Below are 17,957 nucleotides of genomic sequence, written 5' to 3'. Positions count from 1 at the left end.
AGCGAAAGGCGCGCGGCCCCGCAGCCGAGTTGGGCGACGAGGCCCCGGGGAGGCTGGCGACGGGGCGGTGGCTTGCCGGCCGGGGCAGGGCGGGCTGCTGCCGCGCCGAGCTCACGTCGTTTGAAGCCGGTGCATCTGACCGCCATGCACGAGCGGAGCCACTGGCGAGTCCCCAACGCCCCCACCGGCAAAGGCCAGGCAGCAGCAACGCTGATATCCGGACAACCGTCGCCATTCCCCGACGCCGGTCCTGCGGCGCCCGTAGGTTGTCATGCGTTTGCCGACGCAGCGAGAGGGCTGACTTGGACCTGGTCTACGACAGTTGCCTGCTCCCGGCCAAGGAGCAGGGCACGTGGTGGAGCGACGTCGCCCTGGCCTCCCTGCTCCCGACACACGTCAGGCCGGAGCAGTCCTCCGCTTTCCCCGTCCGCGTCACCGCTCTCTCACTCGGCGAGGTACTGGTCAACGCCGTCTCCCGCCCGCCGGAGACAGCCGTGCGCACCGCTGCGCTGATCAACCGCTCCGACCCAGAGACGTACCAGCTCGAACTGATCACCTCAGGACGCAAACTCCTCGCCCAGGCGCAGCACACCTGCGAGCTCGAACCAGGTCATCTCGTCCTGTACAGCAGCTCACATCCGCTGCGATCCCGCTCCGGACCTGCACAGTCCTCGGGCGGGCACGCGACATCGATCATCGCGCACGTACCCCGACAGATGCTTTCCCTTCCGTCGCGGCATGCCACGGATCTCCTCGCCACGCGGCTGCAGTCCGCGCGCGGCCCTGGGCTGCTCCTGGCGCAGATGCTGCGCGGGCTGGCCCAAGGGGGCGGCGCCACCACCACGCCGGACCGCGCCCGGCTCGGCGGCGTCCTGATCGACCTCGTGGGCGTGGTCCTGGCCCACCAACTGGACCAGGACACGTCACAAGCGGCCTCTCAAGAGCGGATCCTGTCACTGCGTGTCCACACCTACATCCGGCGCAACCTCTCCCGCCCGGACCTCACACCGACCGACATCGCGGCAGCCCACCAGATCTCGGTCCGCTCCCTGCAGCGGCTCCTGCGAGCCGAGGGCACGACAGTGACGAGGCTGGTCCGCGGGCAGCGGCTGGAGCGAGCCGCCCAGGCACTCGCCGATCCCCGCCTGGCCAGGATCCCCGTGCACGCGGTGGGAGCCCGGTGGGGCTTCCCCCGGGCCGCCGACTTCTCCCGCGCCTTCCGCTGCGCGTACGGAGTGCCGCCCGGTGAGTACCGGCTCAGGGCACGCACTGGCGCCGATTCCCAACTGCCGGGCGCCGATGGCTAACGTCTGATGTGAGGCGAGTGACTAGCGTCCCCGTTGACCACAGAGTTTCTGTTGCAACGAGGGGAATCAGCTGTGCGCACACGTTCACGAGTCGCCCCGTTCGCCCTGGCCGCCGTCGTCCTCGGCAGTGGGCTCGGGTGGGCCACCACGGCCGCCGCGGACCCCGGATCGGCGGCACCCGCCGTCGCCCTGAGCTGCTACGGCAGCGCGAAGAGCTACACGACCGACAGCGTCGGCTTCTGGCCGACCGGGTCCGGGTTCGCCTACACCACGAGCAACTGCGCCGACATCAACGTCAAGCCGACCACGACCCGCCGGGTCAGAGTCTGCTGGAAGACAAGCGGCACCTGCAACGCCTACCGCAACGCGCCGGCCGGCCAGTGGACCGTCGCCGCGTCAGACGTTCTCGACGGCAGCGGGTACTGGCTCGACTTCGAAGGGTCCGGCGTCAGCCGTGGCCAGGTGGCCGCCTGACCTGAACGCGTGACAGACCGGCGGTGCACAGTCCGTGCGCCGCCGTTCTGTCGTCGGTCGGCAGGCACACACACGCGTCACGAAGACGGCCGGCAATAGTCCAGGGCAATCCCGGTCTCCTCCGAGAAGGTAAATCTGCTGATGAGGACGCTTTGCCCAACCCATAACTAGCCTCTTGTGGATCACGGATCGGAAAGGTAGATCAATGGGGAGCAGGAGCAGACGTTCCCGCTGATCGCACCAGGGGGCGGGATGGTCAACAGTGGTGGGCGCACAGACTCGCCACGTGAGGGCGAGCCGGTCGGCACGTCCCTCATCAGGAAGATGGGGCGCTGGGACAAGCGCGCTGGTTGGCTGGTCGTGACGATACTCATCGCGTCACTGATCACCGAGGAAAGCAAGATCTCACGCGCGCTCACCGCGCTCGCCCTTGTCTCATGGTCCTGGCGGATCGCCCGCCTGCCTGACACCTCCGGTCAGCCGAAGCGCCGGCGAGGTCAAGCCGCCCCGTAGTCGTGCGCGCCCGCGACCTCGAGAAGGGATCGGTCATGACATCGCGCCGCATCAGCCGTGATCACCCCACCATCCTCCTGATCCACGGAGGGCTGTGGCAGGGCGACATGAACGCCGACCGCTTCTGGGGAGTGACGGGGATCGTGGCAGGCATCGAACGCGCAGGGTTCACGGTGCTGGCCCCGAACCGTCTCCCCGGGCCATCGAGCTGGATCGCCGAGGTGGAGCACCTGGCCCCTTGCCTCCCCGGGCACTCAGTCGCCCTCGTCGCCGGGTCCAACGGATGCTCGGTGGCCGTAGGTCTGGCCCTGGCCTTCCCGAATCGGATCGAGCGGATGCTGCTGGCCTGGCCCGCCACCGGCGGGGATCCTTTGGTGGACGCCCGCACCCGCGCAGGACTGGCCGCCCGGGGCGCCTCGGAGCAGAGCATCCGGGCTCTCCTGGACGGGCAGACCATCCGTGGCGTCGCGGACAGCGAGCTGTCGGCACTGACCATGCCGGTCGGCCTGCTTCCCGCGGTTCCGGAGAACTCCTCCCATCAAAGACGCACCATCGATACCCTCCGACGGCTTCTGCCCCACAGCGAGGAGCTCGAGGGTTGTCCGGAGCCACCCCTGCCAGGATTCGCTGCCCACCTGGACCGATTCCTGACCTCCGTCGTCACGTTCGCCAGCCGATAGACCCCGGCTCATTCCGACAGTTCCCATACCCGACTCCCCCGTTACGTCGTCGCAGCGTGCACGCCTCGCCGTCGGCCCAGGGCGTAGCGGAGCGGCGGGTGCCATCGGGGCCGGGAAGGCCAGAACTCGATCAGCCGCTGCGCCTCAAGACCGTCGCAGACTCTGAACTGCCCGAGCCACAGCCTTGTGCAGCATCCTTCAGGCGGTGTCGGTCGAGCGGAACCGGGCCCGGTATTCCGTCGGTGCCACCTTGAGCACCTGCTGGAACGTCCGTCGCACGCTCTCCGCCGAACCGAAGCCTGCCTCTCGTGCTACGTGTTCCACCGATGCGCCGCCGCCCTCCAGCAGTGCCCGGGCCGCTTCGAGGCGCACCGACTCGACGTACTGGCCGGGTGTCATCCCCGTATCGGCACGAAACAGGCGCGTCAGGTGGCGGGGACTCACGCCCGCCGCGTCCGCCAGGACGGAGAGATCGGAGGCGGCGTGTGGGTCCGCTCCGGCGGCGTCCATCGCCGCCCGCACCGCCGGATGCTGCCCGGTGGCCGGGCGCAGCCTCGCGCTGAACTGTGACTGCCCGCCCGGCCGCGCCATGAACACCACCAATTCCCGGGCCACTTCACGGGCCGTGGCGGCCCCGTGGTCCTCCTCGACCAGGGCGAGCGACAGGTCGATCCCCGCACTGATCCCGGCCGACATGATGACGTGACCGTCCCGTACGAAGATGGGGTCGTCGGCGACGGTCACCGCCGGGTACGCGGTGGCCAGTTCCCCGGTGAGCCGCCAGTGGGTGGCGGCGCGACGGCCGTCGAGCACTCCGGCCTCGGCGAGCAGGAAGGCGCCCGCGCAGACAGATGCCACTCGCCGGGCGCGACGGGCCAGTTGCGTCGTGAAGCCGACGAGGTCCCGGTCTCGTACGGCGGCCCGCCAGTCTCTGCGGCCGGGCACCAGGACCGTGTCGACGCGGTGCGGCAGGGCGTCCAGCGAGCCGTGCACTCCGATCCGCACCCCCGACGACGTGACGACGTCGGCCCCGTCCGGCGATACGATCCGCACGTCGTACGCGCAGCCCGCCCCCGGTCCGGATCCCGGGCCTGAGACACGCGCGGTGGTGAACACCTCGGCCGGCCCGGTCACGTCGAGCAGCTGTACGCCCTCGAAGGCCACGATCGCGATGGCGGGTGCCTCGGGCTGGCGCGGGCTTACTGCTCCCACGGCGAGTCGAGGATCGTCCGCACGAAGTCGCCGCGCTCGAACCCCGGCACGTAATGGGCGAGGACGTCGGCCTTGACGTTGCCGAACGTGGTCTCCGGCTTGGGGGCGACCCCCTCCGTGAAAGCCGCTAGGATACGCCGCTTGAAGTCGGGCCGCGGATGCAACGTGACGATGTCCGCCCGGTCGGCTTCGGAGAGGTCGCCGTAACCGATGCCGAGCACGTCGTACTCGACTCCCGCCGTCACCAGGGCAATCTCCGGCTCCATGAACTCGGGCACCCCGGGAGTTGTGTGCAGTGCGATCGCCGTCCATACGCGCCGCGCGCCGTCCTCCGGGACGCCACGCGCGGCCAGGAACCGCCGCGCCTCGTTCGCGCTGTCGACCTCGAAGCGATGCCCACTGTCGTGGAACCGCTCGGACAACCCCAGGTCGTGGAAGAGCGCGCCGACGTAGAGGAGTTCGGGATCGTAGGAGAGGTCCCGGTGCCGGCCCTGGAGCGCCCCGAAGAAGAACACGCGACGCGAGTGGTGGTAGATCAGCTCGCTCGTCGTGTCCCGCACCAACTCGTCCGCCTCGCGCGCAACCTTCGAATCGGGCACCCGCACGCCCGCCACCGTCACCATCGAACTCATCGGAACCTCCCGTGGACCTTGTCGTCCTCCCCAGCATCACTCGCCCGCGCGAGGCTCGCCATGTCTGCACAGACAGGTGTCCCACAGATACGGACATGGGCGTGACATCGAGGCGGAGCGTCACACGGTCCTCCTGCAGCAGGCCCGCCAGGACTTGGAATTCCTGGCCTGCGCGCGTACGAGCGTGCCCTGACCGGCGCGGGCAGCGTGCCGCTGACGAAGCGGTGCTTCCCGACGAGCACCCGTTTCATGGGCTGAGGGGACGGTGAGCCCAACAATCTCGGTCGAGTTCGCGCGCGCCCATCGCTGTGCGTCCGGGAGCCGACCGGTGCCGTGCCGCCCTCCGCCGCCCCCGCCCCAAGGCACGTTCGCCCCTCAGGCTCGTGCGGGAAGCGTGACGGCCCCGCGGACACACTCGCGCAGCAGGGCGCGGCGCCGCTCGTGCACGGCGTCCGGCTCCTCGGCGGTGGCCGCGTAGACGTTGCTGACCGGGGACCACGCCATGGACATCGCGATCACCATGGCCATGATGTCGAACGGGTCGCCCGCCCGGATCCTCCCGACCGCCTGCGCCTCGGCGATGGCCGCCAGCTTGTGGACGTCGTAGTGCGCATGCCCGTCGACCAAATGCCCTTCGGGTCGCCGCTCCAGCCGTGCCCAGGTCGCCAACCGGATCAGATCAGGGCGCCGTAGATACTCGTCGTAGAGACGCACGGCCCAGTCCGCGAGGTCGTCGGCGTCGATGGGCACGACGTTGGTGATGCGCTCCAGGGAGCCGAGGAAGATCGCGTCGAAGAGCCGTTCCTTGTCGCCGAAATAGGCGTAGAGCTGGGCCTTGTTGGTCCGCGCGGCCTTGACGATGCGCTCCACGCGCGCCCCCGCGATTCCGTGCGTGGCAAATTCTTCCGCTGCGGCGTCCAGGATGCGTTCGTACGTCGCCGCACCTCGTGCGGTCTGGGGCTGTTCCGGCATGCACCGATCCTACGTCACCGGACAGACAGAACAGTTGGTTTGTCTTTGCGTCGTCACGGGGCTACCGTGCAATAGACCGAACAGTCTGTTTGAAAGGATCCGCGATGCGAACGACGACGGGATGGCGCGCGACCGGACCGGACACCGTGGGGCGCACGCAGCTGACCCGGCGGGACCTGCGACCGGACGACATCGCCGTGCGCGTGGACTTCTGCGGTGTCTGCCACAGCGATGTGCACGCCTTGCGCGCCCACGACGACCATGCCGAGTCCGCCCTGGTGCCGGGCCACGAGTTCACCGGTGTGGTGACCGAGACGGGGCATGACGTGACCGCCTTCGCGGTCGGAGACGCTGTCGCCGTCGGCAACATCGTCGATTCCTGCGGCACGTGCGCCATGTGCGAGGCCGGTCAGGAGAACTACTGCCGCTCCTTCCCGACCTTGACCTACGGCGGCGTCGACCGCGTCGACGGGTCGACCACGCTGGGCGCCTACTCCCGCGAGTACGTCGTGCGCGAGGGGTTCGCCTACGCCCTTCCCGCCGGCCTGGACCCGGCCGCCGCCGCCCCGCTGATGTGCGCCGGAGTCACCGTCTGGGAGCCCCTGCGTGCCCTCCGTGTGGGCCCGGACAGCCGGGTCGCCGTGGTCGGCCTCGGCGGTCTCGGGCACCTCGCGGTCAAGATCGCCGTGGCCCTGGGCGCCACGACCACCGTCATCAGCCGCAGCGACGACAAGCGCGAAGACGCGCTGCGTCTCGGCGCCCACGCGTTCGTCGACTCCACGGACGATCAGCGGATGGCTGCGGCCAGGGACACCTTCGACGTCGTCATCGACACCGTCTCCGCACCCCACGACCTCGCCCCGTACCTGAAGACGGTCGCGATCGACGGCACCCTCAGCCTCGTGGGATATCTCGGGCAGGTGGCGATCGAGACGACCGACCTGCTCCTGGGCCGCAAGAAGCTCAGCTCGTCCGGCAGCGGCGGCCGTACCGGGACCGCCGAGATGCTCCGCTTCTGCGCCGACCACGGAATCGTCGCGGACATCGAGGTCCTCGCCTCGTCCGAGGTCAACACTGCACTTGAGCGCCTCCGTCGCAATGATGTGCGCTATCGCTTCGTGCTGGACCTGTCCGACCTGGGGTGAGCAGCGCGCGCCCACGGCGCCGCGGTGCCGTCGAGTACATCGACGGCCCGGGCGGGAGCGTGCCCCTGCCAGAGGCGACACACGGAGCCTCCGCCTGCAGGGGCATCCTTGCCAAGTCACCAGGGATCTGGGCTACGGGCCGAGGGCGTCCGTCGGGCCGCCCGCCCGCCCGGAAAATGGATCACGCGGCGGACGGCCCCGCCCTAGAGTGCGGGGATGAGCAACTCGGACGCGGCTGCCGTCCTCACCACTTCCGACCTGTCCGAAGCGATAAGCGCGGTGCGCACTCTGCTGAGCGTGGCGGACCTCGATCCGGGCGAGGTCGACTTCGAGGCCGTGATCAGGTCGCCGGACGTCCTGGCACGCGTACGGCAGGTGCTGCCCGGTCTCGAGTGGTGGGCATCGAGCGGCAAGGAGAACGGTTCGTCGGACGCCGGCGACGACCCCGCGGGCTGCCTGCCGGTGCAAGTCTTGGACTGGGGGCGCCCGTTGGACCGCGCGGAGCCCTTCATCGCCGCCATGGGGCCGGACCCCGCGGCCGTCCGATGGGATCTGGACGGATGGCCTGCGGTTCCCGAAGCGGGACTGGAGGCCATCTCGCAGAAGTACGCGTACCTCACGCTCACCGTGAACTCGCGGGACCTCTACCAGAACGAGCCGTCGCGGGACCACACCGTCCACGTGCACGTGCACAACTGCGACAGCGACGACATCGCACGCGTGCACTGGCTCGCCGACCGGGTGGGCGGCCGGTTCACGGGCCGGGTGGAGTCGGCACCGCTGTGACCCCCGGCCGACCGCTTCCGGCGCCAAGGCCCGCGAGCAGCCGCAGTCGGACCTCGAAGAAATCGTGGCTGCCAACTCCACCTCCCGGAGACGACGCAGAGGCCTTGGACTTCCGCCTGCCGTCGCAGAGAGCCACGCCGTCAGATGCGTCGCTGCTATGCGGCTCACGCCGCGGTTGCCGGTGGTTGTCCGCTTCTCTGCGTGAGGCTGATTTTGCGCTCGCGCGCCGAGGCCAGCGCCCTGTGGCCTTTTGACCTCGGTTAACCGCTTTTCCGCGGATGAACTCCCCTGCCTGGCCCCGGTATGAGCTTGATCAGCGGCAGGTGACACCTTTGCAGGATGCTGATCGAGGGATACGACGAAGGCCCGTTGGCTGCCGGGGAGTCTCAGTTGACTCGCCCTGGTTTCTGGTCGAACTACCTGCTGGAGATTTGCGCAGGTGGGACAGGTACTGAGCGTCACGTCCGGAGTGGTTCGGCGATGACGACGCTGATACCGAAGCCATGTCCGAGATCCTCCTGGACCCCACATGGTGGCCTGTGTTCCGGGTCCCTGCTGCGAACGGCCCCGGAATCACCGTGATCTACCGCAACTTGGAGGTGACTACGGCACCGACTTCCTGCTCGTCCCCGAAGGCCGAAGCGTCGCGACGCTAATCGCCGGATGGGAGGGGGAAGCGTCGGGGACCGGGCTGACCTGGCGGGACTTGGTCCGGGTTGCGGACAATCCAGCGGCCGAGACCGCCGGGGTCAGCGATACTGACGTCCGCCTCTTGTTGATCCTCCCTCTCCTCGGCGATCCGGATGTTGCGGAGGGTGCCTCTCTGAGGGTCAGTGCCGCCCTCACCGCGGTCGGGGCTCCGCAGGGCACCGCTTCCAGCACGGCGAACTATCTACTCGCTCGCTTGACAGACAGAGCGTGGCACGATCCCACATGGGGCTCACCGCTGAGCAACTTTTGAACCTGCTGGCCGGCAACCTCAGATGTTCTGCACGTGGCTGGTGTGATCACAGCGTCGGAGACGTCCTCATCCGAAGGTAACGGCAGCCCTGAGGAACGTACGCCTGGGCTTTGGCAGCATGTCGGTCGCGCCGCCGGTCACGTGCATGTCGGGCTGACGCCCTTGAGTCTCCCGGCACTTGATCCTTGCTCAGACGGCAAGCTCCAAGGTCGCTGAGAAGATGTGATCGGTGTCGTCGTGCGTGCGGCGCCGTGGGCTCGAACCTACCCGTCAACGGCAAGCACACCTCCAGCGTGAAGAAGGTCGTCCTGGACAGGGAATCAACCGTCATCACAGCCCTGGCAAACGAAGGGGACCGCCCGCAGTCGTCCGCGATCCGGCCAACGTAACCCGACCGTTGCCCCGAGTGTGACGCCCGCCACAGCGCCTTGGTCCGGACCTTGCTGAGGTGTGCCCATGCGCACTCTTCGAAGATTCTTCATCACGGTCGTGATCCTCGCGGCCATCCTGACCGGCATCGATCGCCTCGCCGTCTACTTCGCCGAAGGCCGGGCCGAGAACCAACTGCGTGCCTCGGCCGGATTTGGCGAGTCCACCTCGGTATCCATTGCAGGCTTCCCCTTCCTGACCCAGATCGCAGCCAACGACCTCGACGAACTCGACGCGCACGTCGACCACTACGAATCGGCTCTGCCCGGCGGGGGCACCGGACGTGTCGAGGACCTACAACTACATCTGCACGGAGTGCAGTTCAGCAACAGCTTCAGCACCGCCGTGGCCCGCGACGCGACCGGCACCGCGCTCGTCCCCTATGCCGAACTGCTGCACGCCGCCCCGGAAAACGACCAGGTCAAGGTCGCCTCGCTCTCCGACGGCGGCAAGCACCGCGTCAAGATCGACCTCCAGACCGCCGACGGCGACCGACACACCCTTTACAGCACGGTCTCCGTCGAAGGCGACACACTGCGCCTGCGCGCCCAGGGACTTCCCCGGATCCCCGGCGTCTCCGAGGACCAGATCCGCTCAGCGACGAACATCCAGCAGACTCTCACCCGGCTGCCCGGCGGCATCAGCCTGAAGAACGCCGAGCCGCTCGGCTCCGGCCTGCAGCTGACAGTAGGCGGCTCGCACGTCTCCCTGACGGGCTGACGGTCCCTCCGCACAACGCCTCTGACTGACAATCATGCGATGGAGCACCACGGCCGGACTGCTTTCAGCAACGATCCCTTGGTCCTCGGTGCCCTCGAAGGTGCAGTCGGACTGGGCCGGAGACGAGCTTCGGCCTCCGCGTCGTGGGCCACGCACCTGAACAGACATGTGCTGCGGGTCCGTTACGCACCGACAGCGAACCGACCTGCACCTCGCCAAACGGCCCGTCCGACCACTCAGGAGCTGAAGGAGCGCGTGGAGGTGGCCGCGTGCCTGTCCCACCGTCTCCGACACCTCGTCGACGAGCCCAGTGCCTCGGTGGTCGTTTCGGTGACGCCCGTCGAGCGCCGGTGGCCGGGGCTGGCCGGTCTTCGTCGGCATCCACGTTGCAGTGGCCCTCGCGTGACGGCCAGCCTCCCGAAACCCTGCCGATCCCCCACCCATCGGATGAACCGTCCGATCCCGACCCAGGCGGCTGGTAGGCCGAAGTACGGGAGGCGTCGCCCGCAGAGCTGAGCGAGCCGGTGTAAGAGACCGTTCGAAGCAGCCTGATTGTCATCAGTGAGGCATGCGGCTTGTCACAGATCCTTCGATCACAACCACAGTGACCGATCGAAAAAGGCCTCTCAATATCCCCAACTGGCGTACAAGGTGACATTCTTCCCGTTGTCCCTGGCTCCGACGCACACATCACGCCAGTCGAGCAACCAGCCACTGGGGCGGCAGCTTTCCCGCTCGAGACCCAGTACACGGATGATCTCCGGACGGGACAAGCCGTCCACGCTGGTAACCGTCGCGATACGCGAACAGCCGCCGGAACCGCAGCCGATGCCCTCGTCAACGATACTGACGCCTGGCGGCAATGAGGGGAGAGTCCTGGACGATGGGGCGTCCGATCCCTCGCTGATCAGCAGCGCGTACAGGAGACCGGCCACGAGAGTCAGGGCGAACTGCATCCCCAGGAAGCCGATCGCTCCGTTGCGCCGGGGAATCCACCCCGGAGGAGGGGAACTCTCGTGCCGGCCCTCCAATCCCGCACCGCAGGCGATGAGCACAGGTGCGAGGACAGTGAACAGCAGGTGAGCGTCGGGCCCGGGGGCGCGGATCCAGCCCTGCTGGACGCTGATCAGCAGACCGGCTGCGACGAGCAACAGGCCACCGACCGCGAAGCCAACAGGGCGGGTGCGCGCGATCGTCATCCAGACGACGGCGGGCGCGACGGCGAAGAGTATCCCCAGGACGATCAGCATGTACGGGAGACGTCCGGCTCCGAGCGCCCGGTTCCACACAGCCAGGTCCCGCCTCACGACCCCTGACAGCTATCGCGCTTCGACTCGGCCGGCCAACCGCGCCCGACGTGTCTTCCCCACATTCAGTAGTCCAGGTCGAGGAAGTCGATGTCGTTTTCACACCAGGACCGACAGTCTCGGGCGGCGTGGTGGTCGTGGACGGAGTGGAGCGTGAGATCAGCGGGCACAGCGTCCTCGGCTTCCCTCCGGCCCGCACATGCATGTACGTCGCCGGGTCGCCGGGGACGTTGTCACGGGCCGGACATGCCCGACGCCTGCGCCGCGAGGGCGTCTCGGTGACGGCGATACACGATGACGTTGATCGCTGCCAGCGCGCCCATGCCCAGCACGCCCAGGGCGTCCAGCCACATCTCCTCGCCGCCCGGCTCACGTATGACCATCACCACGAACAACACCAGGTCCATCGCGGCCAAGGCGGCGAACACCCAGCGCATCACCCCCATGAGGCGGGCCTACCCAGTCGGCAAGGGATAGGTCGTGTGCCACTTCCACCGCGCAGGCGTCATGGCAACCGCCTACCCGTCGACGGCGCGTTGACGACGGTACGGCCTCGATAGCGAGGACTCGCCCAGGAGTTACTGCCTGATCTGCTGGGCGAGTCATCAACTACGTGGCTGACACCGTGACCGGAGCACGAGAGGGTGCCCGCCTCTGTCCGCGAACACCCCCTCACGCGCCCCCAGCGCTCGCGTGACGACGCCGCAGATCCTGCCCTGCGGCTCTCTCCGACCGCCGGACCGTCCGCTGACGCGCGCGTGGCTCGGCGAGCGATCAGGCCGTCTAGGCCTTCTCAGGGTTCTGCTGGATGAGCTTGTCCGTCAGGTCAGCCGTATCGGAGGCCGCGGGCTTGTCTACGTTGACGCCGGTGCCGAAATCGCTGAACTCCATGACCGACTTCACCTTGCTCGTGCCCCCGGTCTTCTGAGACGAGGAGCCGGGATCAGGGGCCTTGACCGTCATCTGCACCTGCTGACGACGCATCAAGCCTTTGCCGTCGACCCACAGGTCGACCGGCACACTCTCACCGAGCTGCCGGCGCAGCTTCTTCGCCTTCTGCTCGTCGCCCTGGGCGAGCTTCTCGATGTCGAGCATGACCCGGTAGTGGGTGGTGTCGACCCCGCCGACGCTCTCCTGGCCGACCTTCTTGATGTCCTTACGGGCGAGGGACTTGGAGTAGGCAAAGGAGTCGGCCGGGTCGCTGGCCTGATCGCTGCCTGCGGTCCCCGAAGCGGCCAGCTTCTTCAGGTCGATCTTCATCCAGGTCTTGCCGCCGGGCAGGCTGCCCTCGCCCTTCGGGGGCTTCTGATAAAGAATCTTGTCGATGACGCGCTGTTCCAGTCGCTTGCCCGCCTGGCCGAAGGTGAGCTGACTGGTGCCGTGGGCAAAGTCCATCACCCCCGCGCCGGTGACGGTTTTACTCTTGCCGTCCGCAACGACGGTGGAAGACAGCTTGACCTTCGCCGAACCGGCCCGGGTGGTCTTCTCGTTGGTGGCCTGCACGACCTGATCCGACGAGTGCTGGGCCGAAGTCGATGTGTTGTCCTGTGTCTTGGACGTGTCCTTGTCGTCACCCGAACCGCAACCCGCCGCGCCCGCCACAGTCAGCAGCCCGGCCAGCCCGTACCCGGTCGCCCTGAACACACGCTTCTTCGCAATTGCCGTCATGCGGCCCTCCCCGACGTAAATGACCAATGTCAGACAGGCACCGAATCCCCCGGCTCCGTTCCCTTATGCCAAGAAGTGATCTTTCTACGGTTCCTGCTGTAGCAAACGTCCACCGGGCTCAGGACGCAGAGGACTGCGGTTCGACCGGGGCCGTGGCGCCAACCGGACGGGATGCTCCGGGGCGCCGGTCGTGACGGCGGGGTCGCCCTGCTGTTCGGCCGCGCTGACCTCACCGTCGAATCCCGCGGGCCCGGGAGAAAGGGGCCTTGGCCAGAGCGAGTTGGTTCGGCCGGGGATTCCGCGCTCAAAGGTGAAGCCCCCTCCAGAACTCACCGAAAGGGAGCCGGAGAGGGCAGTCGGTACGACGTCACCCACCCATGAAGTTGTGCGCGACCACGACGGATTCGCTGTCGGAAGGCTGCGTATCGACGGATCCGTGCAAGACCGAGTCCGCACCCTTGGCGACCGTCTGGGCAGCCGCCACCAGCGGCCCCCCGGCAGCCGATCCCAACAGAGCCGCGGCAGCAGCCGCGACGATCAAGCAATTCCGAGCCGTACGGTGCATCAACACTCCCCGGAGTTGTTCACCGAACAGACACTCCGCCCTCGACTGCCCTCCGTCTGGGCACCGACCCCACAGCAGATGTCCGGCCACGGATCCTACGAGCCCCGATCTGCTCGATCAACGGATAGACCACCGGAAGCTGCCCCTCACCCGTATCTGATCGTCACAGCCCAGACCTGCCGACACCGGGCACGAAGCCCGCGAGACCGTAGACCCGAGCCGTCTCGTCCGAGGCCGCCGTGAGGTACGTGGATACGGCGCATCCGGACAAGACAGTGCCGCGGATCCGGTGATCGACCGGGGCCTTGCAGCCGTCTGGCCGGTTGGGCGGTGTGAACGCGCACGACCGCGCGCCCCGGTGCTGCGCTCGAGAAGGCTGCGATGATGGACCCATGTCTGGTGAACGGTCCAGTCCGGGCGCTGCCTCCGGCGGGTACGCGAAGGGGCGTGCGCGTCGGGAGGAGATCGTGGCGATGGCCGCCGAGGTGTATGGCGACGTGGGCTATCACGCGGCCTCGCTGCGGGAGATCGCCAAGCGCGCAGGCATCAGCCACGTCGGCCTGCTGCACCACTTCCCCAACCGTGAGGCCCTGCTGGCGGCGGTGCTGGAGCGCCGGGACGAGCAGGACAACGCCCGGATGGCGCCGCAGGTGTTCTCGGCCGAGGCCGCGGTGCGGCACCTGTTGGACCTCGCCGCGTACAACGCCCGGCACGCGCGGGTGGTCGAACTGTACGTCCGGCTGTCCGCCGAGGCGATCGGTGAGGATCATCCGGCCCATGACTACTTCAAGGAGCACTACGCCACGACGCGGGCGTACGTACAGCGCGCGCTGGAGGAACTGGTCGCGCGGGGGGCGCTGCGGCAGGGCATCGATCCCCGGACCGCGGCGGTGGGTTTCGTGGCATTGATGGACGGGCTGCAAGTGCACTGGCTGGCCGGCCCCGATGAAGTGGACATGGGTCTGATCCTGCGTCAGTTCGTGGAGCAGCTCCTCAAGGATCCGCTGGAGTAGGAGAGCGCAGGCGCCGCAGCAGGACCAGCGCGACAGCGGCGCTGGCCAGTTCGCCGGCGGCCAGCGCCGCCCAGACACCGCCGCTGCCCAGTCGGCCCAGGGCCACGACCAGGGGGACCTTGAGCAGCACCAGGCTGCCGACGGAGAGCAGGTATGCGGGCTTCGGCCGGCCCAGGGACTGGGCGTAGGCCGCCACCAGGGGGCCTATCCCGGCGACGGTCAGGCCCAGGGCGATGATCCGCAGTGCCTGGGCGGCGGTGCCGATGGTGGCCGGATCGTTCAGGAACACCCCGGCGAGCGGCTGAGCCAGTAGGGCCAGGACCGCGGCGGTGAGCAGTCCGTACAGCAGCGAGGCGATGAGGGAGAGGTTACGGGCGCGCAGTGCGCGTTCGGGCAGGCCGCGGCCGCTGTTGTAGCCGACGATGGGCTGCAGGCCCTGGCTGATGCCCGTGTGGGGCATCAGCACGAAGGTCTGCAGACGGGCGCAGACGGCGTACGCGGCGAGCGCGGTGGCCGATCCGGTTGCGGCGAGGGTGGAGTTGACCAGCACGGCGAGCAGCGTGACGCCCGTCCCGGCCAGGAACGAGGGCAGTCCGATGCCCAGCAGGGCCCGCAGGGTCGGCGCGTGAGGGAGCAGGTCCTTGGGCGTGACGCGGTAGGGGCGGCGGCGCCGGCCGAAGAAGAACCACAGGCTCATCGCCGCGGAGACGGCCTGGCCGCCGACTGTGCCCAGGGCCGCACCGCGTACTCCCATGCCGAAGACGAAGATCAGCAGCGGGTCGAGAGTGATCTGGACAGCGACGGGCACCAGCCACAGCAGCGTCGAGAAGCCCATCCTGCCCTCGGCGCGCACCAGGCTGGAGAAGCCGGTGGACACCAGCGCACCGCACAGCAGCACTACCGCGTAGGCGCGGGCGCTGCCGCGCAGTTCGCCGTGAGCGCCCAGCAGGTTCAGCAGCGGATCGAGGAAAGTCAGGCCGAGCACCGTGGCGGCCAGTGCACAGCTCCAGAACAGAAAGAAGGCGTTGCCCGCTGCCCGGGCGGCGCCCTGCCGCTCTCCCGCGCCCAGGGCGCGGGAGACGAGTGAGGCGCCGCCCGCGCCGACGGTGGTGGACACCGCGCCGAGCAGGAGCAGCAGTGGCGCCGCCAGGTTGACCGCGGCCATCGCCGTGTCGCCCACGCCGTGCCCGACGAACCAGGCGTTGGTCAGGGCGTAGATGCCGTAGACGCCGACCGCGGCGGTGGTCTGGGCGCAGGCGCGCCAGAGCAAGCGCCCCACCGGCTCGGTGCCGAGCCGGATGGTGTGGTCTGCGTGGGCGGCGCGTAGGGCGGTCACTGGCGGGTGCGGCCGAGCAGCGCCATTGCCTCGTCGAGGCGGGGGCGGGCCCAGTCGTACTGCTTGGTGTCGGTGTGGCCGCGGTACACGGTCTCGATGATCATGACGAGGGCCAGGTGCAGACAGTAAAGGCGGCGGCGCACCTGCTCGTTCTCGGTCAACTGCTCATGGCCGTAGCCGCGCATGAAGGGGGCCGCGTCGCCGAACGCGGGCATCTGGCTGCCGGTGAAGCCCGCCTCGAACAGCGGGTCGCCGTACAGGGCGCGCTCGTGGTCGATGATGCAAGCGATCTTGCCGTCACGGACCATGGCATTGCTGTCCCACAGGTCCCACTCCACCAGGCACGGCTCGGTGACCTCGTCCAGGCTCGCGGCGTGCTCTTCCACCGCCGTACGAACGGCGTCATAGGGCCAGCCGATATCGACACCGCGAGCCTCTCCGTCGGCCAGGACGTCCTCGACGATGTCTGTGAACACGTGACGCCAGCTGGCGTCGTGGGGCCCGGCAAGGGGACCGAAACCGGGACCCCGCACGGAGTTGATCTCGCGGTTGGCCGCGCCGAGGTGTTCCATGTACGCGTCGCGCTCGGCGGCGGGGAGGTGTTCGGAGATGATGCCGAGGTTGTCGGCGTCGATGTACGGCATGAAGAAGTAGTCGGCGTCGCACACTTCGTGGCTGCTGTCGGCGTAGTCGACGGCGGGCACCGGCACCGAGGTGCGGGCGCGCAGCAGTTCCAGCGTGGCCAACTCGATTCCCATGGCGCCGCGTTCGTAGGTCATCACCTCCACGTGCGGCGGCGGTGCGATCTTCAGGACCACCTCCCGCCCGCTGCGCAGACACACGCGATAGGCGACGTTGAACCAGCCGTGCCCCAGCTCGCTCGCCCAGCCGTCTCCCTCCGGGACTTCACCCGCGCCGTACGCGCGGGCGACCATGGCCCGCAGCACGTCGGGGGACTGCCGGTTCTTGGTGATGCTCTCCACGCTCTGCCCTTTCCGTGATGGCGTGCGGCGCCTGTGGCGCGGGAGGCCCCGGCGCCCCACCGGATTCCAGCACCCGTCCCGGACCCCCGGCCAGATATTTACCACGTGGTAGGTATGTGAGCCAGGGGGTCCACGAAGGGCAGGCCGCGGTCGGCCCGTCTCCCGGATCAGTTTGTGGAAATACTCGCGCTCGCCTGCGTGGTCGCCTCAAGCGGGCGGGCCGCCCGTCACACCGCCATAACGGAAGACATCGCCTTCATGCCACCCATCGCGATCTCCGATCTGCTCGGCATTCAGCGGAAGACCGCGGAACGATGGGGGCCCGCGCCGGACGGGCTTGGTCGGAGTACCTGGCCCGAGTCGTGACCACGAGATCCGAATGTGGCCTGCCTGGTGTGACCGGCGCTTGAGGGCAGATGGGTGTCTGCCCCAGTCCGACAACACGGCCTGCTGTGGCGCACCCCGCCCGACAGCAGCGGCCGCCTCGCCGCCCCCGACACCCTGTGCCTCGCACGCGACCACGAACGGCAAAGCGCCGGAGTGGCGTCCCGCACCATCGCACCGATGAACACGAACCATCAGCCCTGCGTGCGCGTGCCGCCTCAGTCGATCCCTCTCCCTACGCTGGGAGTCCGCCTGATCAGTCTGGAGAGCCGCGTGCCACCGTCCTTCACCCACCAGATAACCAAGTTCGACCCCGCGGACCGTGACGAGCATGGGTCCTACACGGGTGCCGAGGACACGGTGAGCGATCATGGACCGGTCGAGTCGGCTTATTTGGAGGCCGTCAGTGCCTTCTCACGGGAGGCGGGAATCGACACACTCGTCATCCGTGAACCCGCGGTCACCGGCTTCGCCAACTTCGGCCTGGAGGCGCCGCTAGACGGCCACGGCCTCGCCGGCCTGTTCCCGCCGGACCTGACCGGCTACTACGACGGAGCCGAAGTATCACTACTCACGGCGCTGGAGCTGGTACGGGCCATGCTCCGCGACGAGGGCGCCTGGTGCCGGCTGGAGCGCGAGGACACGTTCACCATCCACGTCGGATGGGACCAGTATGTGTACGTCGGCACAGACCAGCCGTGCAACGCAGCCGTAGCGCAGACTCATGAACTCGGCCTGTGTGCGCAACCGATCACCGCCTCCCCTTGTGCAGCTCCTTAGACGTCATCTCAATTGGTTGGGTCGGTAGGCTGTCGGTCGTGGCAGGGATCGTTGAGCGGCTGGTGCCGGACGAGTTGTGGGAGTTGTTCC

General features: G+C 68.4%; 16 protein-coding genes. 8 read left to right on the top strand and 8 right to left on the bottom strand.

The genetic code is table 11. The features are described 5' to 3' along the window. Window positions 1-302: 302 nt before the first annotated feature. The 3 genes from K377_RS36100 to K377_RS36085 all read left to right on the top strand — a co-directional run bounded on the left by K377_RS36100 (window position 303) and on the right by K377_RS36085 (window position 2,974). Complete coding sequence (locus tag K377_RS36100) at window positions 303-1,307, top strand: helix-turn-helix domain-containing protein (protein WP_161194963.1); 1,005 nt, start codon at window positions 303-305, stop codon at window positions 1,305-1,307. Between the two features lie 72 nt (window positions 1,308-1,379). Continuing rightward, window positions 1,380-1,781, top strand: coding sequence for a hypothetical protein (locus K377_RS36095; protein WP_181512736.1), 402 nt, complete (start codon window positions 1,380-1,382; stop codon window positions 1,779-1,781). 548 nt (window positions 1,782-2,329) lie between these two features. Continuing rightward, window positions 2,330-2,974, top strand: a complete 645-nt coding sequence (locus tag K377_RS36085) for an alpha/beta fold hydrolase (protein WP_111667962.1) — start codon at window positions 2,330-2,332, stop codon at window positions 2,972-2,974. 198 nt (window positions 2,975-3,172) lie between these two features. Here K377_RS36085 and K377_RS36080 read toward each other — a convergent pair whose 3' ends face one another. From K377_RS36080 to K377_RS36070, 3 genes are all read right to left on the bottom strand, one after another. Continuing rightward, window positions 3,173-4,186, bottom strand: coding sequence for a GlxA family transcriptional regulator (locus K377_RS36080; protein WP_258395250.1), 1,014 nt, complete (start codon window positions 4,184-4,186; stop codon window positions 3,173-3,175). Further along, window positions 4,174-4,818 (bottom strand): HD domain-containing protein, encoded by a 645-nt coding sequence (locus tag K377_RS36075; protein ID WP_111667863.1) that lies wholly within the window; start codon window positions 4,816-4,818, stop codon window positions 4,174-4,176. Before K377_RS36075 ends, K377_RS36080 begins: the two co-directional genes overlap by 13 nt. Window positions 4,819-5,193: 375 nt before the next feature. Then, window positions 5,194-5,790 (bottom strand): TetR family transcriptional regulator, encoded by a 597-nt coding sequence (locus K377_RS36070; RefSeq protein ID WP_111667862.1) that lies wholly within the window; start codon window positions 5,788-5,790, stop codon window positions 5,194-5,196. Window positions 5,791-5,894: 104 nt separating this feature from the next. On the opposite strand from K377_RS36070, the gene K377_RS36065 reads away from it, so the two are divergent. The 3 genes from K377_RS36065 to K377_RS36050 all read left to right on the top strand — a co-directional run bounded on the left by K377_RS36065 (window position 5,895) and on the right by K377_RS36050 (window position 9,831). Next, window positions 5,895-6,935: an NAD(P)-dependent alcohol dehydrogenase gene (locus K377_RS36065; protein ID WP_111667861.1), complete on the top strand. Its 1,041-nt coding sequence runs from the start codon at window positions 5,895-5,897 to the stop codon at window positions 6,933-6,935. A gap of 216 nt (window positions 6,936-7,151) precedes the next feature. Further along, a complete protein-coding gene (locus tag K377_RS36060) occupies window positions 7,152-7,721 on the top strand; it encodes a hypothetical protein (protein WP_111667860.1) in 570 nt (189 codons plus the stop codon). A gap of 1,417 nt (window positions 7,722-9,138) precedes the next feature. After that, window positions 9,139-9,831 (top strand): DUF2993 domain-containing protein, encoded by a 693-nt coding sequence (locus K377_RS36050; RefSeq protein WP_111667859.1) that lies wholly within the window; start codon window positions 9,139-9,141, stop codon window positions 9,829-9,831. A 626-nt stretch (window positions 9,832-10,457) separates the two neighbouring features. On the opposite strand, the gene K377_RS36045 is transcribed toward K377_RS36050, so the two are convergent. The 3 genes from K377_RS36045 to K377_RS36035 form a co-directional block, all read right to left on the bottom strand. Next, complete coding sequence (locus K377_RS36045) at window positions 10,458-11,081, bottom strand: hypothetical protein (RefSeq protein WP_111667858.1); 624 nt, start codon at window positions 11,079-11,081, stop codon at window positions 10,458-10,460. Window positions 11,082-11,371: 290 nt separating this feature from the next. Continuing rightward, window positions 11,372-11,584 carry a hypothetical protein gene (locus K377_RS36040; RefSeq protein WP_111667857.1) on the bottom strand — a complete coding sequence of 71 codons (213 nt, stop codon included), beginning with the start codon at window positions 11,582-11,584 and terminating at the stop codon, window positions 11,372-11,374. Between the two features lie 337 nt (window positions 11,585-11,921). Beyond that, window positions 11,922-12,806, bottom strand: coding sequence for a hypothetical protein (locus K377_RS36035; RefSeq protein WP_111667856.1), 885 nt, complete (start codon window positions 12,804-12,806; stop codon window positions 11,922-11,924). A 1,038-nt stretch (window positions 12,807-13,844) separates the two neighbouring features. On the opposite strand from K377_RS36035, the gene K377_RS36025 reads away from it, so the two are divergent. Then, complete coding sequence (locus tag K377_RS36025) at window positions 13,845-14,384, top strand: TetR/AcrR family transcriptional regulator (protein WP_237551274.1); 540 nt, start codon at window positions 13,845-13,847, stop codon at window positions 14,382-14,384. Here the strand turns inward: K377_RS36025 and K377_RS36020 are convergent. Beyond that, on the bottom strand, window positions 14,365-15,720 hold the full coding sequence (locus K377_RS36020) for an MATE family efflux transporter (protein ID WP_111667853.1): 1,356 nt from the start codon (window positions 15,718-15,720) through the stop codon (window positions 14,365-14,367). The genes K377_RS36025 and K377_RS36020 overlap by 20 nt on opposite strands. Then, window positions 15,717-16,703, bottom strand: a complete 987-nt coding sequence (locus K377_RS36015) for an aminoglycoside phosphotransferase family protein (RefSeq protein ID WP_111667852.1) — start codon at window positions 16,701-16,703, stop codon at window positions 15,717-15,719. The genes K377_RS36020 and K377_RS36015 overlap by 4 nt, the downstream gene beginning before the upstream one ends. A gap of 564 nt (window positions 16,704-17,267) precedes the next feature. Between K377_RS36015 and K377_RS36010 the strand changes: the two genes are divergently transcribed. Continuing rightward, window positions 17,268-17,867, top strand: a complete 600-nt coding sequence (locus tag K377_RS36010; RefSeq protein ID WP_309252262.1) for a hypothetical protein — start codon at window positions 17,268-17,270, stop codon at window positions 17,865-17,867. Window positions 17,868-17,957 lie beyond the last annotated feature (90 nt).

This window comes from Streptomyces sp. PsTaAH-137, assembly GCF_003259365.1.
Classification (GTDB): domain Bacteria; phylum Actinomycetota; class Actinomycetes; order Streptomycetales; family Streptomycetaceae; genus Streptomyces.
The sequence above is the reverse complement of the archived record's forward strand: the minus strand, read 5'-3'. Positions and strand labels throughout refer to the sequence as shown.

What these genes read in the sequence shown, in the direction of transcription:
- K377_RS36085 (WP_111667962.1), top strand. Translation starts at nt 2,330, where the DNA reads ATGACATCGCGCCGCATCAGCCGTGATCACCCCACCATCCTCCTGATC.
- K377_RS36075 (WP_111667863.1), bottom strand. Translation starts at nt 4,818, where the DNA reads ATGAGTTCGATGGTGACGGTGGCGGGCGTGCGGGTGCCCGATTCGAAG.
- K377_RS36070 (WP_111667862.1), bottom strand. Translation starts at nt 5,790, where the DNA reads ATGCCGGAACAGCCCCAGACCGCACGAGGTGCGGCGACGTACGAACGC.
- K377_RS36065 (WP_111667861.1), top strand. Translation starts at nt 5,895, where the DNA reads ATGCGAACGACGACGGGATGGCGCGCGACCGGACCGGACACCGTGGGG.
- K377_RS36060 (WP_111667860.1), top strand. Translation starts at nt 7,152, where the DNA reads ATGAGCAACTCGGACGCGGCTGCCGTCCTCACCACTTCCGACCTGTCC.
- K377_RS36050 (WP_111667859.1), top strand. Translation starts at nt 9,139, where the DNA reads ATGCGCACTCTTCGAAGATTCTTCATCACGGTCGTGATCCTCGCGGCC.
- K377_RS36045 (WP_111667858.1), bottom strand. Translation starts at nt 11,081, where the DNA reads ATGCTGATCGTCCTGGGGATACTCTTCGCCGTCGCGCCCGCCGTCGTC.
- K377_RS36040 (WP_111667857.1), bottom strand. Translation starts at nt 11,584, where the DNA reads ATGGGGGTGATGCGCTGGGTGTTCGCCGCCTTGGCCGCGATGGACCTG.
- K377_RS36035 (WP_111667856.1), bottom strand. Translation starts at nt 12,806, where the DNA reads ATGACGGCAATTGCGAAGAAGCGTGTGTTCAGGGCGACCGGGTACGGG.
- K377_RS36025 (WP_237551274.1), top strand. Translation starts at nt 13,845, where the DNA reads ATGGCCGCCGAGGTGTATGGCGACGTGGGCTATCACGCGGCCTCGCTG.
- K377_RS36010 (WP_309252262.1), top strand. Translation starts at nt 17,268, where the DNA reads ATGAACACGAACCATCAGCCCTGCGTGCGCGTGCCGCCTCAGTCGATC.